General features: G+C 71.5%; 17 protein-coding genes and 1 pseudogene. 3 read left to right on the top strand and 15 right to left on the bottom strand.

Annotated features, from left to right (window positions below):
• Positions 1–32 precede the first annotated feature (32 nt).
• The gene (locus C3V41_RS04075; RefSeq protein WP_106109210.1) at positions 33–674 is read left to right on the top strand and encodes a histidine phosphatase family protein; all 642 of its coding nucleotides are present in this window, start codon (positions 33–35) and stop codon (positions 672–674) included.
• A gap of 84 nt (positions 675–758) precedes the next feature.
• Here the strand turns inward: C3V41_RS04075 and C3V41_RS04070 are convergent, their stop codons facing one another.
• From C3V41_RS04070 to lipB, 10 genes are all read right to left on the bottom strand, one after another.
• A complete protein-coding gene (locus C3V41_RS04070; protein ID WP_106109209.1) occupies positions 759–1,550 on the bottom strand; it encodes an amino acid ABC transporter ATP-binding protein in 792 nt (263 codons plus the stop codon).
• 49 nt (positions 1,551–1,599) lie between these two features.
• A complete protein-coding gene (locus C3V41_RS04065; RefSeq protein WP_106109208.1) occupies positions 1,600–2,565 on the bottom strand; it encodes an amino acid ABC transporter permease in 966 nt (321 codons plus the stop codon).
• Positions 2,566–2,567: 2 nt separating this feature from the next.
• A complete protein-coding gene (locus tag C3V41_RS04060) occupies positions 2,568–3,500 on the bottom strand; it encodes an ABC transporter substrate-binding protein (protein WP_106109207.1) in 933 nt (310 codons plus the stop codon).
• Between the two features lie 235 nt (positions 3,501–3,735).
• Positions 3,736–5,160 (bottom strand): type I glutamate--ammonia ligase, encoded by a 1,425-nt coding sequence (gene glnA / locus C3V41_RS04055; protein ID WP_106109206.1) that lies wholly within the window; start codon positions 5,158–5,160, stop codon positions 3,736–3,738.
• Positions 5,161–5,383: 223 nt separating this feature from the next.
• A complete protein-coding gene (locus C3V41_RS04045) occupies positions 5,384–7,402 on the bottom strand; it encodes an RICIN domain-containing protein (protein ID WP_217350952.1) in 2,019 nt (672 codons plus the stop codon).
• 661 nt (positions 7,403–8,063) lie between these two features.
• Positions 8,064–8,663, bottom strand: a complete 600-nt coding sequence (locus tag C3V41_RS12765) for a hypothetical protein (protein ID WP_129591473.1) — start codon at positions 8,661–8,663, stop codon at positions 8,064–8,066.
• Positions 8,664–8,699: 36 nt separating this feature from the next.
• Positions 8,700–9,068 (bottom strand): DNA adenine methylase, encoded by a 369-nt coding sequence (locus C3V41_RS14355; protein WP_165271573.1) that lies wholly within the window; start codon positions 9,066–9,068, stop codon positions 8,700–8,702.
• 209 nt (positions 9,069–9,277) lie between these two features.
• Positions 9,278–10,078: a DUF4191 domain-containing protein gene (locus C3V41_RS04035; RefSeq protein WP_106109204.1), complete on the bottom strand. Its 801-nt coding sequence runs from the start codon at positions 10,076–10,078 to the stop codon at positions 9,278–9,280.
• Positions 10,079–10,121: 43 nt separating this feature from the next.
• On the bottom strand, positions 10,122–11,147 hold the full coding sequence (locus C3V41_RS04030; RefSeq protein WP_106109203.1) for a lipoyl synthase: 1,026 nt from the start codon (positions 11,145–11,147) through the stop codon (positions 10,122–10,124).
• A 76-nt stretch (positions 11,148–11,223) separates the two neighbouring features.
• Complete coding sequence (lipB, locus tag C3V41_RS04025) at positions 11,224–12,015, bottom strand: lipoyl(octanoyl) transferase LipB (RefSeq protein WP_106109202.1); 792 nt, start codon at positions 12,013–12,015, stop codon at positions 11,224–11,226.
• Positions 12,016–12,143: 128 nt separating this feature from the next.
• On the opposite strand from lipB, the gene C3V41_RS04020 reads away from it, so the two are divergent.
• Positions 12,144–13,661 carry a protein kinase domain-containing protein gene (locus C3V41_RS04020; RefSeq protein WP_106109201.1) on the top strand — a complete coding sequence of 506 codons (1,518 nt, stop codon included), beginning with the start codon at positions 12,144–12,146 and terminating at the stop codon, positions 13,659–13,661.
• A 53-nt stretch (positions 13,662–13,714) separates the two neighbouring features.
• On the opposite strand, the gene sucB is transcribed toward C3V41_RS04020, so the two are convergent.
• The 3 genes and pseudogenes from sucB to C3V41_RS04005 all read right to left on the bottom strand — a co-directional run bounded on the left by sucB (position 13,715) and on the right by C3V41_RS04005 (position 18,055).
• Positions 13,715–15,136, bottom strand: coding sequence for a 2-oxoglutarate dehydrogenase, E2 component, dihydrolipoamide succinyltransferase (gene sucB / locus C3V41_RS04015; RefSeq protein WP_106109200.1), 1,422 nt, complete (start codon positions 15,134–15,136; stop codon positions 13,715–13,717).
• 39 nt (positions 15,137–15,175) lie between these two features.
• A pseudogene (gene lpdA / locus C3V41_RS04010) lies at positions 15,176–16,548 on the bottom strand (dihydrolipoyl dehydrogenase).
• A 220-nt stretch (positions 16,549–16,768) separates the two neighbouring features.
• Positions 16,769–18,055, bottom strand: a complete 1,287-nt coding sequence (locus C3V41_RS04005; RefSeq protein WP_174714731.1) for a leucyl aminopeptidase — start codon at positions 18,053–18,055, stop codon at positions 16,769–16,771.
• Positions 18,056–18,316: 261 nt separating this feature from the next.
• On the opposite strand from C3V41_RS04005, the gene C3V41_RS04000 reads away from it, so the two are divergent.
• Positions 18,317–18,793 carry a hypothetical protein gene (locus C3V41_RS04000; protein WP_106109199.1) on the top strand — a complete coding sequence of 159 codons (477 nt, stop codon included), beginning with the start codon at positions 18,317–18,319 and terminating at the stop codon, positions 18,791–18,793.
• A gap of 41 nt (positions 18,794–18,834) precedes the next feature.
• Here C3V41_RS04000 and C3V41_RS03995 read toward each other — a convergent pair whose 3' ends face one another.
• Positions 18,835–20,766 (bottom strand): chloride channel protein, encoded by a 1,932-nt coding sequence (locus tag C3V41_RS03995; protein ID WP_441299716.1) that lies wholly within the window; start codon positions 20,764–20,766, stop codon positions 18,835–18,837.
• Positions 20,763–22,766, bottom strand: a complete 2,004-nt coding sequence (locus C3V41_RS03990) for an alpha/beta hydrolase family protein (RefSeq protein WP_106109198.1) — start codon at positions 22,764–22,766, stop codon at positions 20,763–20,765. Before C3V41_RS03990 ends, C3V41_RS03995 begins: the two co-directional genes overlap by 4 nt.
• Positions 22,767–22,904 lie beyond the last annotated feature (138 nt).

The raw sequence follows: 22,904 nt of genomic DNA, 5'->3' as shown, positions 1-22,904 counted from the left end.
GGGAGCCGGGGGTTCCTGGCAGGATAGGTACCGTGAAGCTTCTCCTCGTCCGTCACGCCCGCACCATGGCCAATGTCATGGGGGCGCTCGACACCGCCTTCCCCGGCCAGCCCCTGGACGCCACCGGCCTCACCCAGGCCGCTACCCTGCCGGAGCGCCTGGAGCGGGCCGGCCACCTGGAGGGCCTGAGCGGCCTGTGGACCTCCCCGATCCTGCGGGCCCGCCAGACCGTCGCCCCCGTCGAGCAGGCCACGGGCCTGAGCGCGGTGGTGGACTCCGGCCTGCGGGAGGTCCTGGCAGGCGACCTGGAGATGGCCACCGACGAGCGCTCGGTGGCCTGCTACAGGGACACCACCCGCTCCTGGATGGCCGGGCGCACGGCCTGCCGCCTGCCGGGGAGCCCGGAGGACGGGGTGAGCACGCTGGCGCGTTTCGACGCCGTCGTGGAGCGGATCGCCGCCGTCACGGCCGAGCGCGGGAAGGCGGCCGGCCTGCTGGTGGCCCACGGCACCGTCCTGCGCCTGTGGACGGCGCTGAGGGCCGCCCCCGGTGGTGGGGCGGACCCGCTGTGGGTCGCCGAGCACCCCATGTCCAACGCCGGTGTCACGGTGGTCCGCCGGGACCGGGCGGGCTGGCGCCTGGTGGACTGGAACGAGGGCGACTGGCGGGCCTGAGGCCCCCGCCCCTGCCGCCTGGGGCGGGGCAGGGGGCGGCACCAGCACTGGCCAGGGGGCTCGCGCCTCCTAGCGGGGCGGGGGCTACAGCACGCTGGCCAGGAAAGCGCGCAGACGCTCCCCGCGGGGGTGGTCCAGGAGCTGGGCGGGGTCGCCGGACTCGCAGACGATGCCGTCGGCCATAAAGACCAGCTGGTCGCCGACCTCCCGGGCGAAGCCCATCTCGTGGGTGACCACCACCATGGTCATGCCGTCCCGGGCCAGGTCGCGCATGACGGCGAGCACCTCCCCGACCAGCTCGGGATCCAGGGCGGAGGTGGGCTCGTCGAAGAGCATGAGCTCGGGGTCCATGGCCAGGGCCCGGGCGATGGCCACCCGCTGCTGCTGGCCGCCGGAGAGCTGGGCGGGGTAGTGGTCGAGGCGGTCGCCCAGCCCCACCCGCTCCAGCAGCTCGACCCCCCGCTCCCGGGCGACTGACGGGGGCGTCTTCCTGACCTGCACGGGGGCCTCCATGACGTTGCCCAGGGCCGTCATGTGGGGGAAGAGGTTGAACTTCTGGAAGACCATGCCGATCTTGGCCCTCTGGGCGGCGCGCGCCTTGTCGCTCAGGGCGTGCAGGCGTACGGAGCCGTCGGGCCGGGTCTCCTCACGCATGCCAATGAGCTCGCCGTCCACCCAGACCCTCCCGGCGTCAATGGTCTCCAGCTCGTTAATGCAGCGCAGCAGGGTGGACTTGCCGCTGCCGGAGGGGCCGATGAGCACGGTGACGCTGCCGCAGGGCACGGTCAGGTCCACGCCCTTGAGGACGTGGAGCTCGCCGAAGAGCTTGTGCAGGCCGGTGACCTGCACCTTCGGGGTGGTGGATGGGGCGGTCATGGTTCCTCCGTCGGGGGCGTGGGGGCACTCTGGTGGGGGACGGGCTCGGTCACGGCGTGTACCCGATGAAGGGGTCGTCCCTGGTGGTGTGGGAGTCCAGGATCGCCTGCTGACGCCGTGACAGCGTCCGGCGGCCCTTACCGGGCCTGGTCGGGGTCTCGGAGAAGCCCTTGCCGTAGTAGCGCTCAATGTAGTGCTGACCCACCATGAGGACCGAGGTGATAATGATGTACCAGATGGCGGCCACAATGAGCAGGGGGATCGTCTGGTAGGTCAGAGAGGCGTAGGAGTTGGTCACGAAGGTCAGGTCCAGGGTGAAGGGCACGGCCAGGACCAGGGAGGTGGTCTTGAGCATGGAGATGGTCTCGTTGCCGGTGGGGGGCACGATGACGCGCATGGCCTGGGGCAGGATAATGCGGCGCATGATCTGGCCCCGGCTCATGCCCAGGGCCCCGGCGGCCTCGGCTTGGCCCGGGTCCACGCTGGCCAGGCCGCTGCGGACGATCTCGGACAGGTAGGCGCCCTCGTTAATGCCCAGCCCCAGGACCGCGGCCACGAACGGGGTGAACACGTCGGTGGTCTTGAAGGAGAGCAGCTCGGGGCCGAAGGGCACTCCCAGGCTCAGGTGCTGGTAGAGGGCGGAGATCGCCCCCCAGAACACCAGCTGGGTGTAGATCGGGGTGCCCCGGAAGAACCACAGGTAGGCCAGGGCCACCCAGCGCAGGACCGGGTTGGAGGACTGGCGCATAATCGCGGTGGTGACGGCCAGCACAATGCCGATCGCCATGGCCAGGAAGGTCAGCAGCAGCGTCCAGCCCACGGCGGTCACCACGTGGACCTCGCGGAAGAAGAACCACACCGTGTCCCAGTGGAACTTGTCGTTGGTGACCAGGGCGTGGGCCAGCATGGCGCCCAGGACCGTCACGAGCGCGGCGCTGACCCACGTCCCGGGCCTGGGGACGGGCTTGGGGTGGTTGAGCTGCAGGGGGCTCTGGGGAGCGGGGGTGGTCGCCATGGTCAGTCCTCCACGTCGGGGTTGAGGGCGGCAGTGGTCAGTGCGGCGTCGTGGATGCCCCAGGTCTCCAGGATCCTGGTCCAGATGCCGGAGTCCATGAGGTACTGCACGGCGGCCTGGACGGCGGCGGTCAGGCGGGGGTCGCTCTTGGACATGACGATCGCCTGGGGGAGGGCGTCCTCCAGGGCGCCCACGATCTCGACCTGGCCGCCGGTCTGCTCGACGGCGTACCCGGCGACCGTGGAGTCGGAGTAGACGGTGTCGATGGTGCCTCCGGTCAGCGCGGTGGTGGCCTCGGACTGCTTGGAGTAGGAGCGCACGGAGATCGGCTCCCGGCCCGCGGCCGCGCAGGCCTGGGAATCGGCCTGCATGGCGGTCTCCTGGCTGGTGCCCACCTGGACGCCCACGCTCAGCCCGCACAGGTGCAGGTGGTCGGAGGGGTCCACCTCCTGAGGGTTGCCGGCCTGGACGGTGAACTGGGAGCCGACGTTGACGTAGGCGATCATGTCCATGGCCGCCTCGCGCTCCCGGGTGACGGTGAACGAGGAGATGCCGGCGTCGTACTTGTTGCCGATGGAGGCCATAATGGAGTCGAACTCGGCGGTGTGGACCTCGCCCCTGACCCCCAGGACGGCGGCGATGGCCCGGGTCAGGTCCACGTCGTAGCCCACGGGCCTGCCGCCGGTGTCGAGGAACTCGGCGGGGGCGTAGTCGGTGGAGGCGGCGACGTCGAGCACCCCGTCGCTCAGGGCCCCCGGGGGCAGCATGGCGGCTATCTCGGGCTGGACGGCGATGGTGGAGGTGTCGTAGCCCTGGGTGGAGGAGCTGGCCTTGCCCGAGGGCTGCCAGTCGGCGGCGTTGGTGCAGGCGGTGGCGGCCAGGCACAGGCAGAGCGCGGTGCCGACGGCACCGGCTCGCCACGGGGTCGTCCTCATGGGGGCTCCTCGGGTCGGGGAATGGACGACGCAAGCATATGCATACACAAAACTGGATAGAAATCCTATATTCGTGGTGTGCCACACACTCCGGCCCTAGCCCGTGCGGCGTCGCCCCCGGGGGGAGGAGAACCGGGGCCTCCCGCCTGACAGGAAGCGTGCGACGTCGCCCCCGGGGAGGGACGGGAGGGCCCCGGGACCCGGTCGCCAGCTGGCCCCGGGGCCAGCTGGCAGGTCACAGGTCGTAGTAGAGGGCGAACTCGTAGGGGTGGGGGCGCAGGCGCAGCGGCTCGATCTCGTTGGAGCGCTTGTAGTCGACCCAGGTCTCAATGAGGTCGGGGGTGAAGACGTCGCCCTCGGTGAGGTAGTCGTGGTCCGCCTCCAGGGCGTCCAGGGCCTGGTCCAGGCTGTAGGGGAGCTTGTCGATGTCGAAGTACTCCTCGGGCGCCAGCTCGTAGAGGTCCTTGTCAATGGGCTCGCGGGGCTCAATACGTCCGCGGATGCCGTCGATCCCGGCCATGAGGACGGCGGAGAAGCACAGGTAGGGGTTCGCCGAGGGGTCGGGCACGCGGTACTCCACCCGCTTGGCCTTGGGCGAGGAGCCGGTCACGGGGATGCGGATGCAGGCCGAGCGGTTGCGGGCGGAGTAGACCAGGTTGACCGGGGCCTCGAAGCCGGGGACCAGGCGGTGGAAGGAGTTCACCGAGGGGTTGGTGAAGGCCAGGAGGCTGGGGGCGTGGGCCAGGATGCCGCCGATGTACCAGCGGGCCAGGTCGGAGAGCTGGCCGTAGCCGCGCTCGTCGAAGAACAGGGGCCTGCCGTCCTTCCACAGGGAGTGGTGGCAGTGCATGCCCGAGCCGTTGTCCCCGAAGATCGGCTTGGGCATGAAGGTCGCCGTCTTGCCCTGCCTCCAGGCCTCGTTCTTGACCACGTACTTGAACTTCATCATGTCGTCGCCCGCGGCGAGCAGGGAGTTGAAGCGGTAGTTGATCTCCTGCTGCCCGGCGGTGCCCACCTCGTGGTGGGCGCGCTCGATCTGCAGGCCGACCGCCTGGCAGGTGGCGACCATGGCGTCACGGACGTCGGCCATCTGGTCGTTGGGGGAGACCGGGAAGTAGCCGCCCTTGAAGGCGGTCTTGTAGCCCTTGTTGCCGCCCTCCTCCTCGCGCCCGGTGTTCCAGGCTGCCTCGGTGGAGTCCACGGCGTAGGCGGATCCGGCGGGCGTGGAGTCGTAGCGCACGGAGTCGAACAGGTAGAACTCGGCCTCGGCGCCGATGTAGCAGGTGTCGGCGATGCCGGTGGAGCGCAGGTAGGCCTCGGCCTTGGCGGCGATGGAGCGGGGGTCGCGGGAGTAGACCTCGTCGGTGAAGGGGTCCACGATCGCGAAGTTGACCACCAGGGTCTTGTGGGTGCGGAAGGGGTCCAGGAAGGCGGTGGTCACGTCGGGGACGAGCTTCATGTCGGACTCGTGGATGGCCTGGAAGCCCCGGATCGAGGAGCCGTCGAACATGAGGCCGTCGGTCAGGGCGTCGTCCTTGAAGGCCGCCACCGGGATGGTGAAGTGCTGCATCACCCCGGGCAGGTCACAGAAGCGGACGTCAATGAGGTCGACGTCCTCCTTCTCGATGTAGGCCAGGGCCTCAGAAGCGTCCTTGAACATACGGGGTCTTTCCTTACACGACAGGGGTCCGCGCACCGCGGCTGGAAGACAGCCTAGGGGACCTACGGTGACACGGGCGTGCCGTGGATGTGTCCCCGATGTTTCGGCCCCCGCCCCGACGTGGCGGGCTCCCCCGTCGGTGGCCAGCAGGATGCCTGCCAGCCACCGACGGGGGAGTCGGGAGGGGAGGGTCGGAGCGCCAGCCCGGCCCCCGCCTACGGGGTCAGCCCCTGCGGGCCCGGCGCCTGAGGGCCAGGGCACCGGCCCCTGTCAGGACCACCGCCACCAGCACCGGGACGAGGACGTTGGTGCCCGTGCTCGCCAGCGGGCCCTGGGAGGCCCGGGGTGCGGCCGTGGGGTCCGCCGCCTGGGTGGGAGCCGCCTGCGTGGGAGCCGCCTGGGTGGGCTCCGTGGTCGGCGCTGCCTGAGTGGGGGCGGCTGTGGGGGTGGTCGGGGACGGCCTGAACTCGGCCAGGGTCAGCGTCTGGGCCGCCACCGTGGTCAGGACGGAGCTGGTCCCGCCGGCGTCGCTGCCGCGGTCCCAGGTGCGCTGGGGCGTGGTCAGGGCGGCGGTCCCGTTCATGCCCAGCGTCAGGCCGCTGTAGCGGTTGACCAGGCGGACGCTACCGGCGTCCCCGGTGGCGGGGACGACGAACCACTGCTGCCCCACGTCGGTGCTGTCCGCGGCGGTCAGGGTGAGCGGGGTGTCCCAGGCCCGTCCCGCCGTCGAGGAGGAGTCCACGCCCAGCGCCCTGCCGTCTGCGCCGGTGATCGTGTAGGAGCCGTCGCCGGTGGCGTGGAAGGTCCAGGCGCCGGTGTCCTCGGTGACCGTCGTGGCCCCGCTGAGCGTGCCGTCGGGGGCGGCTGACAGGAGCAGTCCGTCGGCGTTGGTGATCGTGTACCGCTTGGAGGTGTCCACCGCCTGGGCGGGGGAGTCGGTGTCAATGGTCAGGTTGACGTACTGGAAGGACATGAGCTCGGTGGTGCACCCGTAGGAGCAGTACGCGCGGAAGGACCTGCCCACGATGGCGCTGCTCGTCCCGTTCGCCGAGTCGAGGAACCAGCGGTACCACGAGGCGTTGGTGTAGGTGCCCGTGTCACCCAGCTTGAACCACTTCTGGGTGCTCAGGTCGCGAGTGGCGTAGATCTCCTGCGGGGCGTTGCCTGACTGGTCGGGGTTCTGCGGCTCGGCGATGTACAGGCCCAGGTGGGCGTTGTAGGTGACGTCCATGACGAAGAGCGGGGACGTGGCGGGGGCGGTCCCGTCCGCGACCTGCTGGCCAGCCCAGCCGGGCGTGGTCGGCTTGTACTCGTTCTCGGGTGCGGTGTAGCCCGTGGGGCTGTCGGCGGTGACCGGGGTCATATTGGACTCCCTGCCGCCGATCCCCGCCTCGGTCCACGTGCCGTTGTACCACTTCTGCCAGGTGCCGGCGGCCATCTTGCCGGAGATGGGGGCGCGGGCGACGTGCTGGTAGAAGGCGACCCAGCTGTAGCCCTTGTCCACGACGCGCGAGCCGTAGAAGGCGTAGAAGTAGCCCGAGGCGTAGTCAACGTAGAGGCGGGGGTCGCCGTCGCCGTAGTAGTAGGTCTTCTCCGGGAAGGCGTCCGTGTCCCCGCGCTTGGTGCTGTAGGGGGAGGTAATGGCGTGGTCCACAATGGTCCACGTCACGCCCTTGTCGTGGGAGACGGCGTAGTCGATGGAGTCGTAGTGGAGGCCGTCGTCAAAGGGGCGCGGGGTGAACTCGTTGTGCACCAGGCCGTACCAGTCGCCGGTGTCGGGGTCCACCCACATATTGGTCAGGTCGCAGTAGTTGGCCTCGGAGTGGGAGGTGGCGCCCGGGGCCCTGGTGGACTCGCGCCCGGTGGGGCTCTCGTTGCACCGGGTGGTGGTGTCCCAGTTGTCGTCGGCCGAGGAGGCCTCCTGGTCCCAGGTGATGTCGTCGATCGTGGTGCCCTTCCAGAACGTCCAGCGACGCTCGTCGTTCTTGCCGTAGAGGGCGTGAGCCCCCTGGAGGTGGAAGTCGCCCTTCTCGTCGATGATCATGCTGGCGGGGGTGTCGTCCGGGTGGGTCCACGTGCCCACGGAGCCCACGGTCACCGTGTAGGTCGCGGCGTCCGCGGGGTCGGCCTGGGCGGGCAGGGGGGTGCTAAGCGAGTACGCCGTGCCGACGAGGGCCAGGGCGGCGGCCGCGGCGCACAGTCTGCGGGCGGAGGCAGGCAGGGGCCTGGGATGAGGGAACATCGCGCTTCCTAACGTCATCGGAGGATAACGGCGTCCCCCAGGCTAGCCCCCTGACCTGCTCCCGGCAAAATCGTGGCGAGGTGCCGGAAAACGCTCCCCCATTGTTTCACGGGCGTGCGTCATCATGGTACCCGCCTGAGACCAGGGGGCCTGAGAAGGGTGGTGGATCCTCTCTGTCGCAGACCTCTGAAAACTGTCCTGACCTGTGCGGGCGCTCGGCGATCTAAAGGGGTGACAGACTGCGTTGGACGGTTTGTGAGAACGTGCACCGCCGTGGCGAGGAATCTGCGAGCAGGTGCGGAGGCGGGCGCTCACAGAAATGACAGGTGGTCGTGTAAGTCGGCTGGGGAAATTACCGGGAAAGCAGGTGAACAATCCGAGGAATGAGCGTCCGGGAAGTCGCAGGCTGGCACACGTCCAAGGGGGTCCAGGAAGACCTCGGGAGGACCGGCCTGGGCCCCCACCGGGTGCGCCCGGTCAGGCACGTCCTCCTACGCACCAAGCCTCTGGCCCCGTAGAACATGTCCGGGGCGAGGCCGAGAAGGACACAGGCAACATCCAGGCAGCCACACTCAAGAGAACCAGGGACCGTACCTTACGGGGGAGACACCTTCCCGCCCCGATTCACCCCACAACCAGACCTTATTCTGTTCAAACGATATCAATTCGCCTCTAATGCAATTTCAATGTGATCTTGAAGTCTCTCCGCAGTTTCGATATGGAAAATCTCAGTAAATTTTGGATCATAGACATACTTATGCACCAGAAAAGGGTACACAGAAATTAGTTTACAGAGCATGTAAGGGTTTATGAAACCTGCTTTTTTCCAGTATCTTGACGCCAGCCTTATCTCATTTGTCAGACGCTCGAGGGAAACGCCCTGATGCTTTTTTATGTTCACAATTGTTTCATCCAGTACGGTCTTTATTCTTATGTCGTAATCTGTAAGGAACGTATCATAGATTTCGGAGTCGTGTTGTTCAGACGTTTCATGAATCATTGTTTTAAGGATTTTATAGGCAGCTGCTTCAACCTCATTTTTATCTTCTTCGTACAGAGCTGCCGCACCGTACATTGAAGGATACAGTGAAGCGAGCGTCTGTGCGGTCTTTAAGTCCACCTGATGCGTCTTTCTCCATATGCGCCCTGCACTCACGAGTTCGTCTATTAGGGCAGTATACTCTTGACAGTCCACATTCTCTCCCATGCGCAGCTTTACTGCAATATTAATTGCGTGCTCTCGCAGACCTTGGTTTATCATCTCACTCTCCTTTTACTTGGGATAAATTTATTTCGACTATTCTATTCCCTGCTTTGTCAGACCATTTTTCTGCGACATCAAGTGAAGGCCACCGGCACCGCCCGCTACGGGTGCTTCACCCCCACCACCCCCGACCACCCACCAACCACACACTGACCTTGTATAACTCCAGCCATAACGTGCTCGTACCATGCTGAAGTAGGTGCCGGGATCCGTTTCCGGCCCTGAGAACTGGGCCTCCCACACCGTCTCGTACCCGTCTGCCAGTGCGTTGGGCGACCTGACGATCGACTCCCACAGGTTGGTAATGCTCTGGTTCGTGTCGGAGATGGTCACCGGGAGCCCGGGGCGACGCGCCCGCGCACCGATACTGACCGCTGCGGAGCCGCAGAACGGCTCAAGCAATCGTGCCGTGTCACCGGGGACGAGGCTGAGGATGAGGGGGCCTGCTGGCGCCTACTTCCCTGCATGGGAAAAAGCTGAGGCTGCAAGGGCGTGCCGGACGTCGTGGTGCGGGCCCGGATCAGGGTGGTTACCTTCTCGGTCATCGTCGTCCACGTCCTCCGGCGTAGCTACGAGTACCTTGACTTCTCAACGGCGCCGGGGGCCGGCCCTCAGCGTCCGCGCAGGGCGCGGCGGTCGGGGCGGACGCGGGCGGGGTCCACGCCCTTGGGGACGGGCAGGCCCTTGGCCGACAGGGAGGACAGGCGGTTGGAGACCTGGGTGATCTCGGCGTCGGTGAGCCGGGTGGGCCGGGGCGTGCGCTCGGGGCGCCGACGGTGCCGGACCACGTAGACCAGGGTCCGGCGCAGGCGGGTGAGCCGGGAGGGCCCGGTACCGAGCCTGCGCATGGTCCTCTCCAGGTCGATCAGCTGCACCTGCCCCGGGGCGGTGCCCACGTTAATGACGTGCAGCGGCACGGTGGGCAGGACGCGGGTGACCTTCTTGCGCTCGTCGGTAACCATCTTCTGGGTGCGTCCCGCCGGGCCCTCCACAATGAGCACCACGCCGGGGCGCCCGATGGCGCGCCAGGTCACGTCCTGGGTCTTGGGGTTGACCGCCGCGGGCTGCTCCTCGATGTACCAGCCCCGCTTGATCTGGTCCAGGACGGCCTTGGCGGCCCCGGGCACCCCCTCGATCTGGGTGTAGGAGGCGCGCCGGACCGTCCAGGACAGGATGACCAGGGCCGCCACGGGCGCCACCAGGACGCCCAGGAAGAGCCAGTACCACAGGGACATGCTGGTCAGGAACGTCAGCAGCACCGCCAGGGCCAGGACCGCGGCCACGGCCCCGAGCATGGCCCACCCCACCCAGGGGTAGGTGCGCCGTGAGATCGTGTACGAGTCCTTGATGTTCTGGAGGTACGTGGCCAGGCGGCGCTTCTTCTTGGGCTTGGAGGCGGGAGATGTGCTCACGGTCCCCAAGGATAGACGACGGCGTCGCCCTTCTCCCCACCCCCTACGACGAGCCCCCGAGCCCCCGGGCCACGAGGGAGGAGGCCTCCTGGCGGGCCGTCACCGGCTCGGCCAGGGCGGCCAGGTGGGGCGGGACCGGCAGGCCGCGCCTGACCATGGCCCGGCCCCAGAGCATGCCGGCGCGGTAGGAGGAGCGGACCATGGGCCCGCTCATGACGGCGGCGAACCCCAGGTCCTCGGCCAGGCGGCTGAGCTCGACGAACTCCTGGGGCTTGACCCAGCGGTCAATGGGGTGGTGCAGCCTGGAGGGGCGCAGGTACTGGGTGATGGTCAGGATGTCGCAGCGGGCCTCCACCAGGTCCGCCAGGGCCTGCTCGACCTCCTCCCGGGTCTCGCCCATGCCCAGGATGAGGTTGGACTTGGTCACCAGGCCCGCCTCGCTGGCCGCCCGGATGACCTCCAGGGAGCCCCGGTAGGAGAAGGCCGGACGGATACGCCTGAAGACGCGCGGGACCGTCTCCAGGTTGTGGCCCAGCACCTCGGGGCGGGAGGAGAAGACCTCTGCCAGGGCCGACTCCTCGCCCCTGAAGTCGGGGATCAGGAGCTCCACACCGGTGCCCGGGCAGAGGCTGTGGATCTGGCGGGCGGTCTCGGCGTAGAGCCAGGCCGCGCCGTCGGGCCGGTCGTCGCGGGCCACGCCGGTGACGGTGGCGTAGCGCAGCCCCATCTCGTGGACGGACACGGCCACGCGGCGGGGCTCGTCGGCGTCGAACTCGGTGGGCCGGCCGGTGGCGATGTCACAGAAGTCGCAGCGGCGCGTGCACGTCTGCCCGCCCACCAGGAAGGTGGCCTCGCGGTCGTTCCAGCACTCGTAGACGTTGGGGCAGTTGGCCTCCGCGCACACGGTGTGGAGCCGCTTCTGACGTACCAGCCCGCGCACCTCCTGGTAGGTGGAGGAGACCACCGCCCGGGTGCGCAGCCAGTCGGGCTTGTGCTCAATGGGGGTCTGCGCGTTACGGGCCTCGACGCGCAGGAGCCTGCGCCCCTCAGGGGCCACGGTGTTGGTCATCCGGTCCTCCTCGGTGGTGGCCGCGGCGCGGGCGCCGACGCTTACGGGGCCGAGTCTATGTCCGTCAGCACCCGAGCTAGGACTTCAGGCCCAGGCCGCCGGGCGGCCGAGGTGTGAGGTCCGACACCAGCGACGCCAGGTGGGTCTCCAGGGCGGTGAGCACCTGCGCGCTCAGGTCCGCCGCCCGCAGGCAGGAGCTCGCCGCGGGGCCGGCCTGCGCCGCCAGGGAGGTGACCCCGGCGTCCCGGATGCCGCAGGGCACGATCCGGTCCAGGTCGAAGACGGCCAGGTCCGGGCACACGTTTAAGCCGATGCCGTGCATGGTCACGCCCCGGGCCACCCGCACCCCCAGGGCGCAGATCTTCTTCTCACCGCGCCCTCTTGCCACGTCGGTACCCCCGCCGGCCCGTGCGCCCCGGCCCTCGCCACCCGCCCCGGGCGCGCCCAAGGCGTCGGGAGGGGGGACCCACACCCCCGAGCGCCCCTCCACGCGGGTGGTGCCCACCCCGTGGGCGGCGCAGACCTCCATGACCGCGGCCTCCAGGGCGCGCACGTAGGCGATGACGTCGACGGGGTGGGCCAGGCGCACCACGGGGTAGACGGTGAGCTGGCCCGGGCCGTGCCAGGTGGTCTTGCCCCCGCGGTCCACGTCGATGACCGGGACGTGGCCGGGCTCCACGAAGTCCCCGGCCGGGCGCTCCCAGGAGCGGGTGCGCCGCCCCACCGTGTAGACGTCCTCGTGCTCCAGGGCGATGAGCGTCGAGGGGCGCGTCCCGGCCGCCACCTGGGCGTGGACGGCGCGCTGGAGGTCCCAGCCCTCCCGGTAGGGCACCAGCCGTCGGCCCAGGCCGACCTCCATACGTTCCACCCCCGCAGGCTACGCCGTAGGACGTCAGGCCCGCCCGGGCCCGGCTGGGAGAGGATTCAGCGACAGAGACTAGTGGCAAACATGCTGAAAGGATGGCGTCAGTACTCAGGATAGGCCATCATAGAGGCATGAGTACGCACCGTCGCGTCCGTCCGTCCTCAGGTTCCCGACGCCGTCGTCCCGCCCCGGACCCGTCCCTGGGCCTGGACGCCGACTCCCTGAGGATCCTCGCCGCCGCCGGGCTCACCCTGGGAGAGCCCCTGGGCGGCAGGCGCCCGGGGCGGCCCACGCCCGTTAGGGGCCTGGACCGCCAGGACCGGGCCGTGTCCGTCCACCTCCTCGACCTGCCCCGGGGCCCGGCCGGCAACCGGGTCCTGGAGCGGCTCAGCGCCCTGCGCCGCCTGAGGCACCCGGGGATCGCCCCGGTCCACGAGGTCATCGCCCTGCCCGGGGAGAGGGCGGTGGTCAGCGTCGAGCTCGTGGCGGGGGCGGATCTGGCCGTGGTGCTCGGGGCGCGGGGGTGCCTGGGCGACCAGGAGTGCGCCACGCTCCTGGACGCCGTCGGCTCGGCCCTGGCCCACCTGGCCGAGCAGGGCCTGACCCACGGTGACGTGGCGCCGGGCAACGTGGTCGTCGCCCTGGACGGGCACCCCGTGCTCATTGACCTCCTGGGCGGGGTCATGGAGACCGGGACCGAGGGCTTCGCCGCTCCCGAGCGCCTGGCCGGTAGCCCGGCCACACCAGCCTCGGACGTGTACTCCCTGGCGGCCCTGGTGCGCGACTGCGCCGGGCCCAGGGCCGGCGGCGAGCAGCTGGAGAGGATCCTGGCCGACGCCCTGGACCCCGACCCGGAGCGCCGCCCCAGCGCACGGGACCTGGCCGCCCGCGCCCCGGAGGTCGGCGAGGTCGGGACCATTGAGCTGCCCGACGGCGCGCACCTGGCCGCCGGGGCCCTGCGGGCTGCCGCCGCCACGCCTACGCGGGAGGTGCCCAGCCGACGCCGCCCCGGAGGATCCCGGCGCCCTGAGACGGGGCGGGGGCGAGGCGGGCGGCGCGGCGGGCACCGCCAGGACCCCGGAGCGGTGGCGCCCGCCCACGGGGGCCGTAGCCGACCGGGCAGGCGCCGCGCGGTCCTGGCGGCGGTGGCGGTCGCCGGCCTGGCGCTGGCGGCCACCAGGGGCCTGTGGTGGCCGGGGCAGGCGGGCCCGGAGGCGGTCCCGCAGGCGCCGGCCACCGCCTCCGCGGAGGCCGGTGAGCCCCTGAGCGGCGTCGTCGTGGCCCTGTGCGCGGCCCGTGACGCCGCCCTGGTGGCCGGGGACGCCCAGGCCCTGGCCGCCACCACGGTCCCCGGCTCCCCGGCCGCGGCGGCGGACGCCGGGCTCCTCGACGCCCTGACCCAGGCGGGGGAGCAGGTGGGGGACCTGCATACCTCCGTCTCCCAGGTCCAGGCCGCCACTGTCCCGCCGGACGCGGCGGCCACCTGGCCCGGGGCGGTCGCGGTGCGGGTCACCCAGGCCCAGGACCCCTCCACCCGCACCTCGCAGGACGGGACCCGCACGGTCCCGGCCCAGAGCGCCCGGGACGTGGTCCTCGTCCTCGTCCCCGGGCCGTGGCGGGTGGCCGACGTGAGAGCCGCCGACTCCTGAGCCGGGGCCGCTCCGGTGGCGTGACCCCGACCGCGTCCCCTAGCGGCCCGGTCTCACAGGCCGAGCTCGCCGGCGAAGTCGCCCTCCTCCAGGCGCCGCTTGACGGCCATGAGGTAGCGGGCGGCGTCGGCTCCGTCAACCAGGCGGTGGTCGTAGGACAGGGACAGGTAGCACACCGAGCGGATGGCAATGACGTCGCCACCGTCAGCGTCCTTGATAACCCTGGGCTGCTTCTGGATGGCGCCCAGGCCCAGGATGGCCACCTCGGGCTGGTTAATAATCGGGGTGTCGAACAGGGCCCCGCCGGAGCCGGTGTTGGTAATGGTGAAGGTGGAGCCGGACAGCTCGTCGGGGTTGACCTTGTTCTCCCGGGTGCGGGCCGCCAGGTCGTTAATGCGCCTGGCCAGGCCGGGGATATTGAGGTCCCCGGCGTTCCTGACCACCGGCACCAGCAGGCCGCGGGGGGTGTCCACCGCAATGCCCACGTGCTCGACGTCGTGGTAGGTGACGTCCTTGCCGTCAATGGTGGCGTTGAGCTTCGGGTGGGCCTTGAGGGCCTCGGTGGCCGCAGCCACGAAGAAGGGCAGGAAAGTGAGCCTGGTGCCGTTCCTGGTCAGGAAGTCGTCCTTGGCCCGGGCCCGCAGGGCGGCCACGCGGGTGACGTCCACCTCGACCACGGTGGTCAGCTGGGCGGAGGTGCTCAGGGAGTTGATCATGCGCTCGGCGATGACCTGGCGCAGGCGGCTCATCTTCTCGGTCCTGCCGCGCAGCGTGGTGTCCGGCACGACCCTGGCCGCCTTGGCGGGCGCCGGCGCGACGGGCTCAGGGCCGGCAGCGGCCTTCGCGGCCTTCGCCTCCCTCTCGGCCTTTGCGGCCTCCTCGGCCCGGCGGGCCGCCTCAAGGGCCTTCGCGGCGGCCTCGACGTCCTGCCTGCGGATGCGGCCTCCCACGCCGGTACCGGTGACCGTGGTCAGGTCCACGCCCTTCTCGCGGGCGAGCCTGCGCACGATCGGGGTGACGTAGGCGGCGCTGGCCACCGCCGAGGCGGAGGGGGCCGGGGCCTCGGTCGTCCTGGCCGGGGCCGAGGGCGCGGCGACCACGGGGGTGGTCGCCACTGCCGGGACCACGTGTGCCGGGGCGGGCGCCAGGGTAGGCGCGGGTGCCGGCGTGGGCGTAGGTGCTGGCGCCGGTACTGGGGCGGGGGTGGGCGTGGGCGCTGGGGCGGCCGGGGCCTCGGAGGGGTCGCCAATGACGGCCAGGACGGTGCCGACCTCGACGGTCTCGTCCTCGGCCACACGGATCTCCAGCAGGACCCCGGAGGCGGGGGAGGGGACCTCCGTGTCCACCTTGTCGGTGGCGACCTCCAGCAGGGGCTCGTCGGCCTCGACGGTGTCCCCCACGGCCTTGAGCCAGGACGAGACGGTCCCCTCGGTGACGGACTCGCCCAGGGCGGGCATCTTCACGGACTTAGACATTGCTGTCTCCCTTACTCTCTGTCTGTCTGGTGTGCTGGGTCAGCCGTGGTTGTGCAGCGGCTTGCCGGCGAGCGCCATGGCGGCCTCGCCGAGGGTCTCGTTCTGGGTGGGGTGGGCGTGCACCAGGGAGGCGACGTCGTCGGCGCAGGCCTCCCAGGAGACCATGAGCTGGCCCTCACCCACCTGCTCGCCCATGCGGGCGCCAATGGCGTGGAAGCCGAGGATCGGGCCGTCCTTGAGGGAGACGAGCTTGACGAACCCCTGCGTGCCCAGGATCTGGCTCCTGGCGTTGCCCGCCACGTTGAACTCCGCCGTGACGACGTTCTCGGCGCCGTGGATCTCGACGGCCCTGGCCTCGCTCAGCCCCACCGAGGCGATCTCGGGCGAGCAGAAGGTGACCCTGGGGACCAGCGTGTCGTCCACCGGGCGCGGGTCCAGGCCCGCGATCGTCTCGGCCACCACGATGCCCTGGGCGAAGCCGCGGTGGGCCAGCTGGACGCCGGGGACGATGTCGCCCACGGCCCACACGCCCGGCACGTTGGTGCGCCCGTAGGCGTCGGCCAGGACGAAGCCGCGGTCCATGGCGACCCCGACCTCCTCGTAGCCCAGGTTCGCGGTGGCCGGGCCGCGGCCCACGGCAATGAGGAGGACCTCGGCGTCGTAGGTCCTGCCGTCGGCGGTGCGCACGCTCACGCCGCCGTCGTGGCGCGTCACGGACTCGAACATCGTGCCCGTCCTGAAGGCGATCCTGCGCTTGCGGAAGGCGCGCTCGAGCTGCCTGGAGACGGCCTCGTCCTCACCCGGCACCAGGTGGTCCAGACCCTCGATAATGGTGACCCGGCTGCCCATCGAGGCCCACGCGGAGGCGAACTCCACGCCAATGACCCCGCCGCCCAGCACGACGGCCGAGGCCGGCACGTGATCCATCTCCAGGGCCTGCTCGGAGGTGATCACGCCCCCGGAGATCTCCTGGCCCATGGTCCTGGCGCAGGAGCCGGAGGCCAGCACCACGTTGCGCCCGGTGACGCGGCGCCCGTCGACCTCGACGGTGCTCGCGTCCACCAGACGGCCCCAGCCCCGGACCAGGTCGATGCCCCGGGAGGAGACCAGGCCCTGCAGGCCCTTGTACATGCGCGAGACAATGCCGTTCTTGTAGGCCTGGACGCCGGGCATGTCCACGCCCTCGAAGGCGGCCCTGACGCCGACGGCGGCGGCCTCGCGCACGGCGTCGGCGGTCTCGGCGGCGTGCAGCAGCGCCTTGGTGGGCACGCAGCCCCGGTGCAGGCAGGTCCCCCGACCTTGTCCGCCTCGATGAGGGCGACGCTCAGACCCAGCTGGGCACCGCGCAGGGCGGCGGCGTAGCCGCCTGAGCCAGCGCCCAGGACGACCATGTCGTAGACGGTGTCTGTCACGAAAAACTCCTTGTGATCGACGTCCACCGCCTTCTCGGGGTGGTACGGCACGCCGGTCATTCTTCCATCCCTCCACCCCGTCCACGTCCGCGAGGAGGCCGGTGCGCGGGACGAGAGTCCCAGAAGCGATATGATACTTATCACTTATCGGGTGCGCACCTGTCCGCGTCCGCCAGCTCGGGGCGCGGGCGCCCGCGCCACCAGCGGGTCCGGTGCGGCCTCAGCCCTGGGCCTCCAGGAAGGCCACGAGGGTGGCCACCCCCATGCCGGTGCCCCCGGTGGGGGTGTGGCCCCACGGGGCGCCGTCGTTGAAGGCCGGCCCAGCGATGTCCAGGTGCGCCCACGGGGTGGTGGCGGTGAACTCGCGCAGGAACAGCCCCGCGGTGAGCATCCCGCCCCAGCGCGTGCCCGTGGCGGCGTTGCGCAGGGTGGCGTAGGGGCTCTCCAGGACCGAGCCCAGGTGCTCGGGCAGGGGCATGGGCCAGAAGGCCTCCCCGGCGGCCCGGGCGGCGTCCACGACGGCGTCACGCACGGCGGGGGTGCCCATGACCCCGGCGGTGCGCTCGCCCAGGGCCACGAGCTGGGCGCCGGTGAGGGTGGCCACGTCCAGGACCGTGTCCGGGTGCTCCTGGACGGCGCGCGCCAGGGCGTCGGCCATGACCAGGCGGCCCTCGGCGTCGGTGTTGGTGACCTCCACGGTGGTGCCGTCGTACATGGTGAGGATGTCGCTGGGCCTCTGGGCGCCGCCGCCGGTCAGGTTCTCGGCCAGGGCCAGCCAGGCGGTCACCCGCACGGGCAGGCCCAGGCGCGCGGCGGCGGTGACGGCGGCCAGGACCGTGGCGGCGCCCGCCATGTCGGACTTCATCTCCGGCATGGAGGCGGCCGGCTTCAGGCTCAGGCCCCCGGAGTCGAAGGTGATGCCCTTGCCCACCAGCGCCACGTGGGCGGCCGCGTGGTCGGGCGCCCACTCCAGGCGCACCAGGCGGGGCGGGTTCACCGAGCCCTGGCCCACCCCCAGCAGGCCGCCGAACCCGCCCTCTTCCAGTGCCGCCTCGTCCAGGACCTCCACGTCCAGGGCCTCCTGACGCCCCCGGGACGCGGCCTGGTCGGCCAGGCGGGCGGGGGTCAGGCGGTTCGGGGGCTCGTTGACCAGGTCGCGCACCAGGGCGACGCCCTCGGCCAGCACCTGGGCGCGGGCCCGGATCCCGTGGGCGGCGTCCTCCAGGTCGGTGAGCACGGTGGCCTGGGACAGCGGCGGGGTCGGGGCGGGGACCTTGCCCGCCCAGGCGTAGGCGCCCAGCAGGACCCCCTGGGCCAGGGCGGCGGCGCGGGCCGGGGTGTCGGCCGGCAGGGCCAGGGCGGCCGTGTCGACGCCAGCCAGCTCACGGGCGGCCCGACCGGCCAGGCGGCGCAGGACACCGGCCTCGTCCCCGCCCAGGGCGACGGCGTCACCCTGGGCCGCGGCGTCGCCCTGGGCCCGCTCCAGCTCACGGCCGGCACCGACCACCAGCAGGGTCGGGGCCGGGGGGCCACGGCGGAGGCGGGCAGGCGCACCACGGCGTCGAGGTCGCCGGTGAAGCCGAGCGTGGGCAGCAGGGCCTCCAGGGCGGGCAGGTCCAGGCTGTCGGTCAGGGCGCCGTCGGCCAGGACGTGTACGGTGCCGGGGCCGGCGGGCACGGCGGCCAGGACCAGGACCTGGGGGGCCGGGTCGCAGGGGGTCGGGGCGAGGCTGAGAGTGGTCACGGGACCCAATGGTAACGTCGGTCCGGTGAGGAAAGAGGAGCACCAGACCAGCAGGCCCCAGGTACGGGGGGTGGAGGACCGCCGTCGTCCCGCCCACGGCTGGGGCCGCCTCCTGGTGGCCTTCTTCGCCGTGGTCGGGCTGGTCATCTTCGTGCCCGCGCTCGTCGCCCTCATCCGCGAGCCGTCCCAGGACCCGGTGGTGGGCGTCATTAACGTCGTGGCCGGCCTGCTCTACCTGCTCCTGGCGGTGTGCGTGGCCCACAACGGGCGACGCATGCGCATTGTGGGCTGGATCTGCCTGACGGCCCTGCTCACCGGCGCGGTGCTCCTGGGCGTCGTCACCGCCGCCGGGCTGGCCCCCGACCTGGAGGCCTCCGTGTGGCTCGACGGCGGCCGCCACCTGTGGTTCGTGCCCCTGGTGGCCCCCGTGGTCGCCGGGGTGTGGATGTGGATGAGCGACCCGCGGCGCATTGTGGTGCGCGCCGAGCGCCAGGACCGCTGAGGGCCGCTACCGGCGGGTCGGCGGGTCGGCGGGGCCGCGCCCTAGCGGCGTGCGCGCCGGGCGCGCCACCAGGTCTGGGTCCGGGCCCCCAGGCTCGTGCGCGTCTGGGCGGCCTCCAGGGCGGCGTGCTGGTGGCGGTACAGGCGCCGCACCATCTCCTCCTGGTCCACCCAGCCCACCAGCTCCGACGAGCCGTCGTCCCGCCGACGGGTCACGGGCAGCCCGTCGGCCCGGGTCCGCACCAGGGCGCCCAGGACCGCGGTGGCGCCGTCGTGCACGTCCAGGTGGTCGGTGACCACCTCCAGGTCGCCGACCGGCTCCTCCGGGGAGCGCGAGAGGACCGCCTCGGCCACCGCCACGGCGCTCACGCAGCCCCGCAGGCGCCCGTGGCCGCCCTCGTCGGGGTCCACCAGGGGCAGGACCGAGGAGCCCGAGGAGCGCAGCACGTTGGCGGCCTGGCGCAGGCTCATGGCCGGGGTCAGCAGGGCCGGGGGGTCCTGCATGAGGTCACCGGCCGTCCTGCGCCCCACCACCGTCCCGCGCACCGGGTCGTCCACGTCCTCGCCCCGACGCCGCAGCTCCTCGGTGTAGATGGTGGTGCGGGTCAGGAACCGGCTCGTCGTGGTGGCCAGGACCACGGCCAGCATGAGGGGCAGCAGGAGCCGGTACTGGCTGGTCATCTCGATAATGAGGATGACCCCGGTGATCGGGGCCCGGGCCGCCCCGGCGAAGACCGCCCCCATGCCGATGACCCCGAAGACCGTCGGTGCCGTGGCCAGCCCGGGCATGACCGCCGTGCCAAAGGCGGCCCCCAGGGTCCCGCCGACGAACAGGGAGGGGGCGAACACCCCGCCCACGAAGCCGACCCCCAGGGTCAGGCTGGTGGCCAGCACCTTGGCCGCGGTCAGCCCCACGAGCATCAGGACGGTGTACCGGTTGTCCAGGGCCCGGTCCAGGACCGCCGAGGACTCCCCGTAGACCTCGGGGACGAGCAGCAGGAAGAGCCCCACCCCCAGGCCCCCGACCCCCGGACGCAGCCAGACCGGGACCCGGGCCAGGAGACGGGCGGCGGCGTCGGCCAGCAGGAAGCGGCACCGCGAGAACAGCACGCCGACGACGCCCCCGGCCACGCCCAGCAGACCCACCCACCCCAGCTCGGTGTCACCGCCCAGGTTGAGCACCGGCAGGGACAGGGACAGGGTGGTGCCCAGCAGGTGGTGGGACAGCACGGTGGCCGAGACGCAGGAGAGCACCACGAAGGCGAAGGCGTCCACCGTGAAGTCGGCCAGGACCACCTCCAGGGCGAAGAACGCCCCCGCCAGCGGGGCGTTGAAGGCCGCGGCGATCCCCGCCGCCGTCCCCGAGGCCGCCAGCAGCCTCAGCCAGCGTGCGGGCAGGCCCAGACGGCGCCCGAACAGGGCGGCGGCGCTGGCCCCGAGCTCCGCGATAGGCCCCTCCGGACCCACCGAGCCGCCCCCTCCGATGGTCAGGGTGGCGGACACGGTGGAGGCCAGGGCGGGCAGCGGGGCCATGGTCCCGTCGCCGCGGCGCGCCGACCAGATGACCCCGCCCACCCCGTGGCCGGTGGGGGTGCGCCCGGCCAGGGCCATGACCGGCCCCACCAGCAGGCCGGAGACGAGCGGGGCCAGGAGCACGAACCACGTCCCGACAGGGCTCAGGAGCCCCACGGAGGGGCCCAGGGAGCGGGTGTAGTCCTGGGCCCCGGTGAGCAGGCTCGTCCAGGCGTCGATACCCAGCCGGAACAGCACGGCCCCGCCGCCCGCGGTCAGGCCCACCAGGACGGCCAGGACGAACAGGCCCGAGCGGTGGTAGCGCAGGATCCCCAGGAGGTCCTGCCTCAGGCGGGGCCACGCCGACTGGCGGGCCGTGCGGGCCCAGATCCGGACGGATCGCCAGGCGCCGGGCCGGTGCGCCTCCCCGCCCCCGCTGCCTGTTGACGGCTCCTGTCTCACTGCCCCAGGTTCTCCACGGCCACCTTGCTGGTCTCCTCGCTGCGGTCCAGGCCCCAGACCTGGCAGTAGAAGCTGAGCTCGGCCTCCAGGGCGCCACGGATACTGGTGGCCATACGGAAGCCGTGGCCCTCGCCGTAGAAGATCTTCAGGGCCACCGGCAGGCCGCGGTCACGCACCGCCTGGTACATGGTGGTGGCCTGCTCGGCCGGGACCACCGGGTCCTCCGAGCCCTGGATCAGCAGCAGGGGGGCGTGGATGCGGTCCACGTGGTTAATGGGGGAGCGCTCGGCCAGGACGGGGTCCTGCACGCTCGTGGCCCCTGTCAGGCCCAGGACGTAGCGTGACTCGAACTTGTGGGTGGTGCGCGCCAGCAGCCCCAGGTCGGCCACGCCGCACACGCTCGTGGCGGCGGTGAACAGGTCGCAGGCCGCCAGCGCGCCCAGGACCGTGAAGCCGCCGGCGGAGACGCCCCGCACCGCCACCCGCGTGGGGTCCACCAGGCCCGAGTCAATGAGGTACTGGGTGCCGTGGACCACGTCCTCGACGTCGGCCACCCCCCAGTGGCCAGCCAGGGAGTGCCGGTAGGCGGTGCCGTAGCCGAAGGAGCCGCGGTAGTTGACGTCCAGGTAGCCGAACCCCCGGCTGGTCCAGTACTGGATGCCCAGGTCATAGCCCGCGTGCACGAACGCCGTGGGGCCGCCGTGGACGTTGACGACCAGGGGCGGCCGCTCGCCCTCGGGACCCCGGTAGGCGGTGGACGTCGGCGGGTAGTAGAAGCCGTGGGCGGTCTGGTCCCCGGAGGTGGGCCAGCTCACAGGCTCGGCGAAGGAGACGCCCACGGACAGGGCCTCCACGTCCGAGGAGCCCCGCAGGACCTGGACCGCGCCCCGGCGGACCTCGATAATGGAGGGCAGGGCCATCTCGTTGCCCGCCAGCATGACCACCCGCCCCCCGGCGGCCGCGACGTTGCCCATCGGCTGCCAGCCGGTGTTCCACTCCTCGAGCTCCCCGTTGGACAGGCGGACGGTGCCCAGGTGCCACAGGCCGTCGCGCGCCCAGGAGGCGATGAGGTGCTCCCCGTCGAGCACGTCGAAGGAGTGCGGCCCCAGCTGCCAGGCCGGGTAGGTGAAGGTGGCGTCGGCGGGGTGGAGGGGGCGGGTGCGCAGGGCGCCGGTCCACCCCTCCCGGTTGGTGCCCCGGCGGGGGAACCCCTCGGTGCGGTAGAGGTTGTAGAAGCCCGAGGCGTTGGAGACGTGCACGAGCTCGCACTCCTCGGTCCAGCGGGGCTCGGCCACGGAGTACCCGCTGCCGCCGTCGATGACGACCTGGTCCCCGACGGTCCCGTCCGCTCCCAGGTCGCCCACGTGCAGGGCGGCGTTGTCCCACGGCATGTCCGGGTGGTCCCAGGTGATCCAGGCCAGGTGCTCGCCGTCGGGGGACAGGGTGGGGGAGGAGACGAAGTCGGTGCCCGACACGAGCGTGCGCACCGGGGCGTCGTCGCGGGCCGCGGAGCCGTCCAGGGGGATGGCCACCAGGGTGTTGACCGGCTCGCCGGCGCCGCGGTGGTCCTCCCGGACGGCGTAGACCAGGCCGCGGGCGGTGTCGATCTCCAGGTCCCCGTGGCGTACGTCCCCGTAGACGGTCAGCGGGACCAGCCCGCGCAGGCGGTGGGCGACGTCGTAGCGGTACAGGCGCCCGTCCCCGGCGTGGGAGACCACGATAACGCCCGAGTCCACGGCGTAGGCGCGCCCGCCGTACTCGTGGACGCGGGTGCGCACGTCCACCAGCTCGTCCACCGGCGTCAGGGGCAGGATCTCACCGATCTGGCCGTCGCCGTCGCGGCGCAGGAGGACCTGGCGCCCGGACTGGGAGGCGCGCTGCTCCACCCAGTAGGTGTCCGGCCCGTCCACGCGCACCTGGGACAGGCGCACCGTGCGGGTGGTGATGGTTCCGGGAGTGATGGGAGAGGGCCAGGTGCCGTAGGGCGCGGTGGTGCTCATGGTTCCTCCTATGGGGCGGGTCGGGCGACGGCGGCGGGCCGCGGCGGTCGGCCGGTGGCCCCTAGCCTACGTGCTCCGCCTGCCGGTAGGCGGTCTCGCGCCGCCCGGGCGTCACGGCCCCCGGACGGCGGGACCGCG

This window comes from Actinomyces sp. oral taxon 897 (genome assembly GCF_002999235.1).
In the GTDB taxonomy this organism is placed as follows: Bacteria; Actinomycetota; Actinomycetes; order Actinomycetales; family Actinomycetaceae; genus Actinomyces.
Note: the sequence above shows the minus strand (reverse complement) of the source record. Positions and strands in the feature narration are given on the sequence as shown.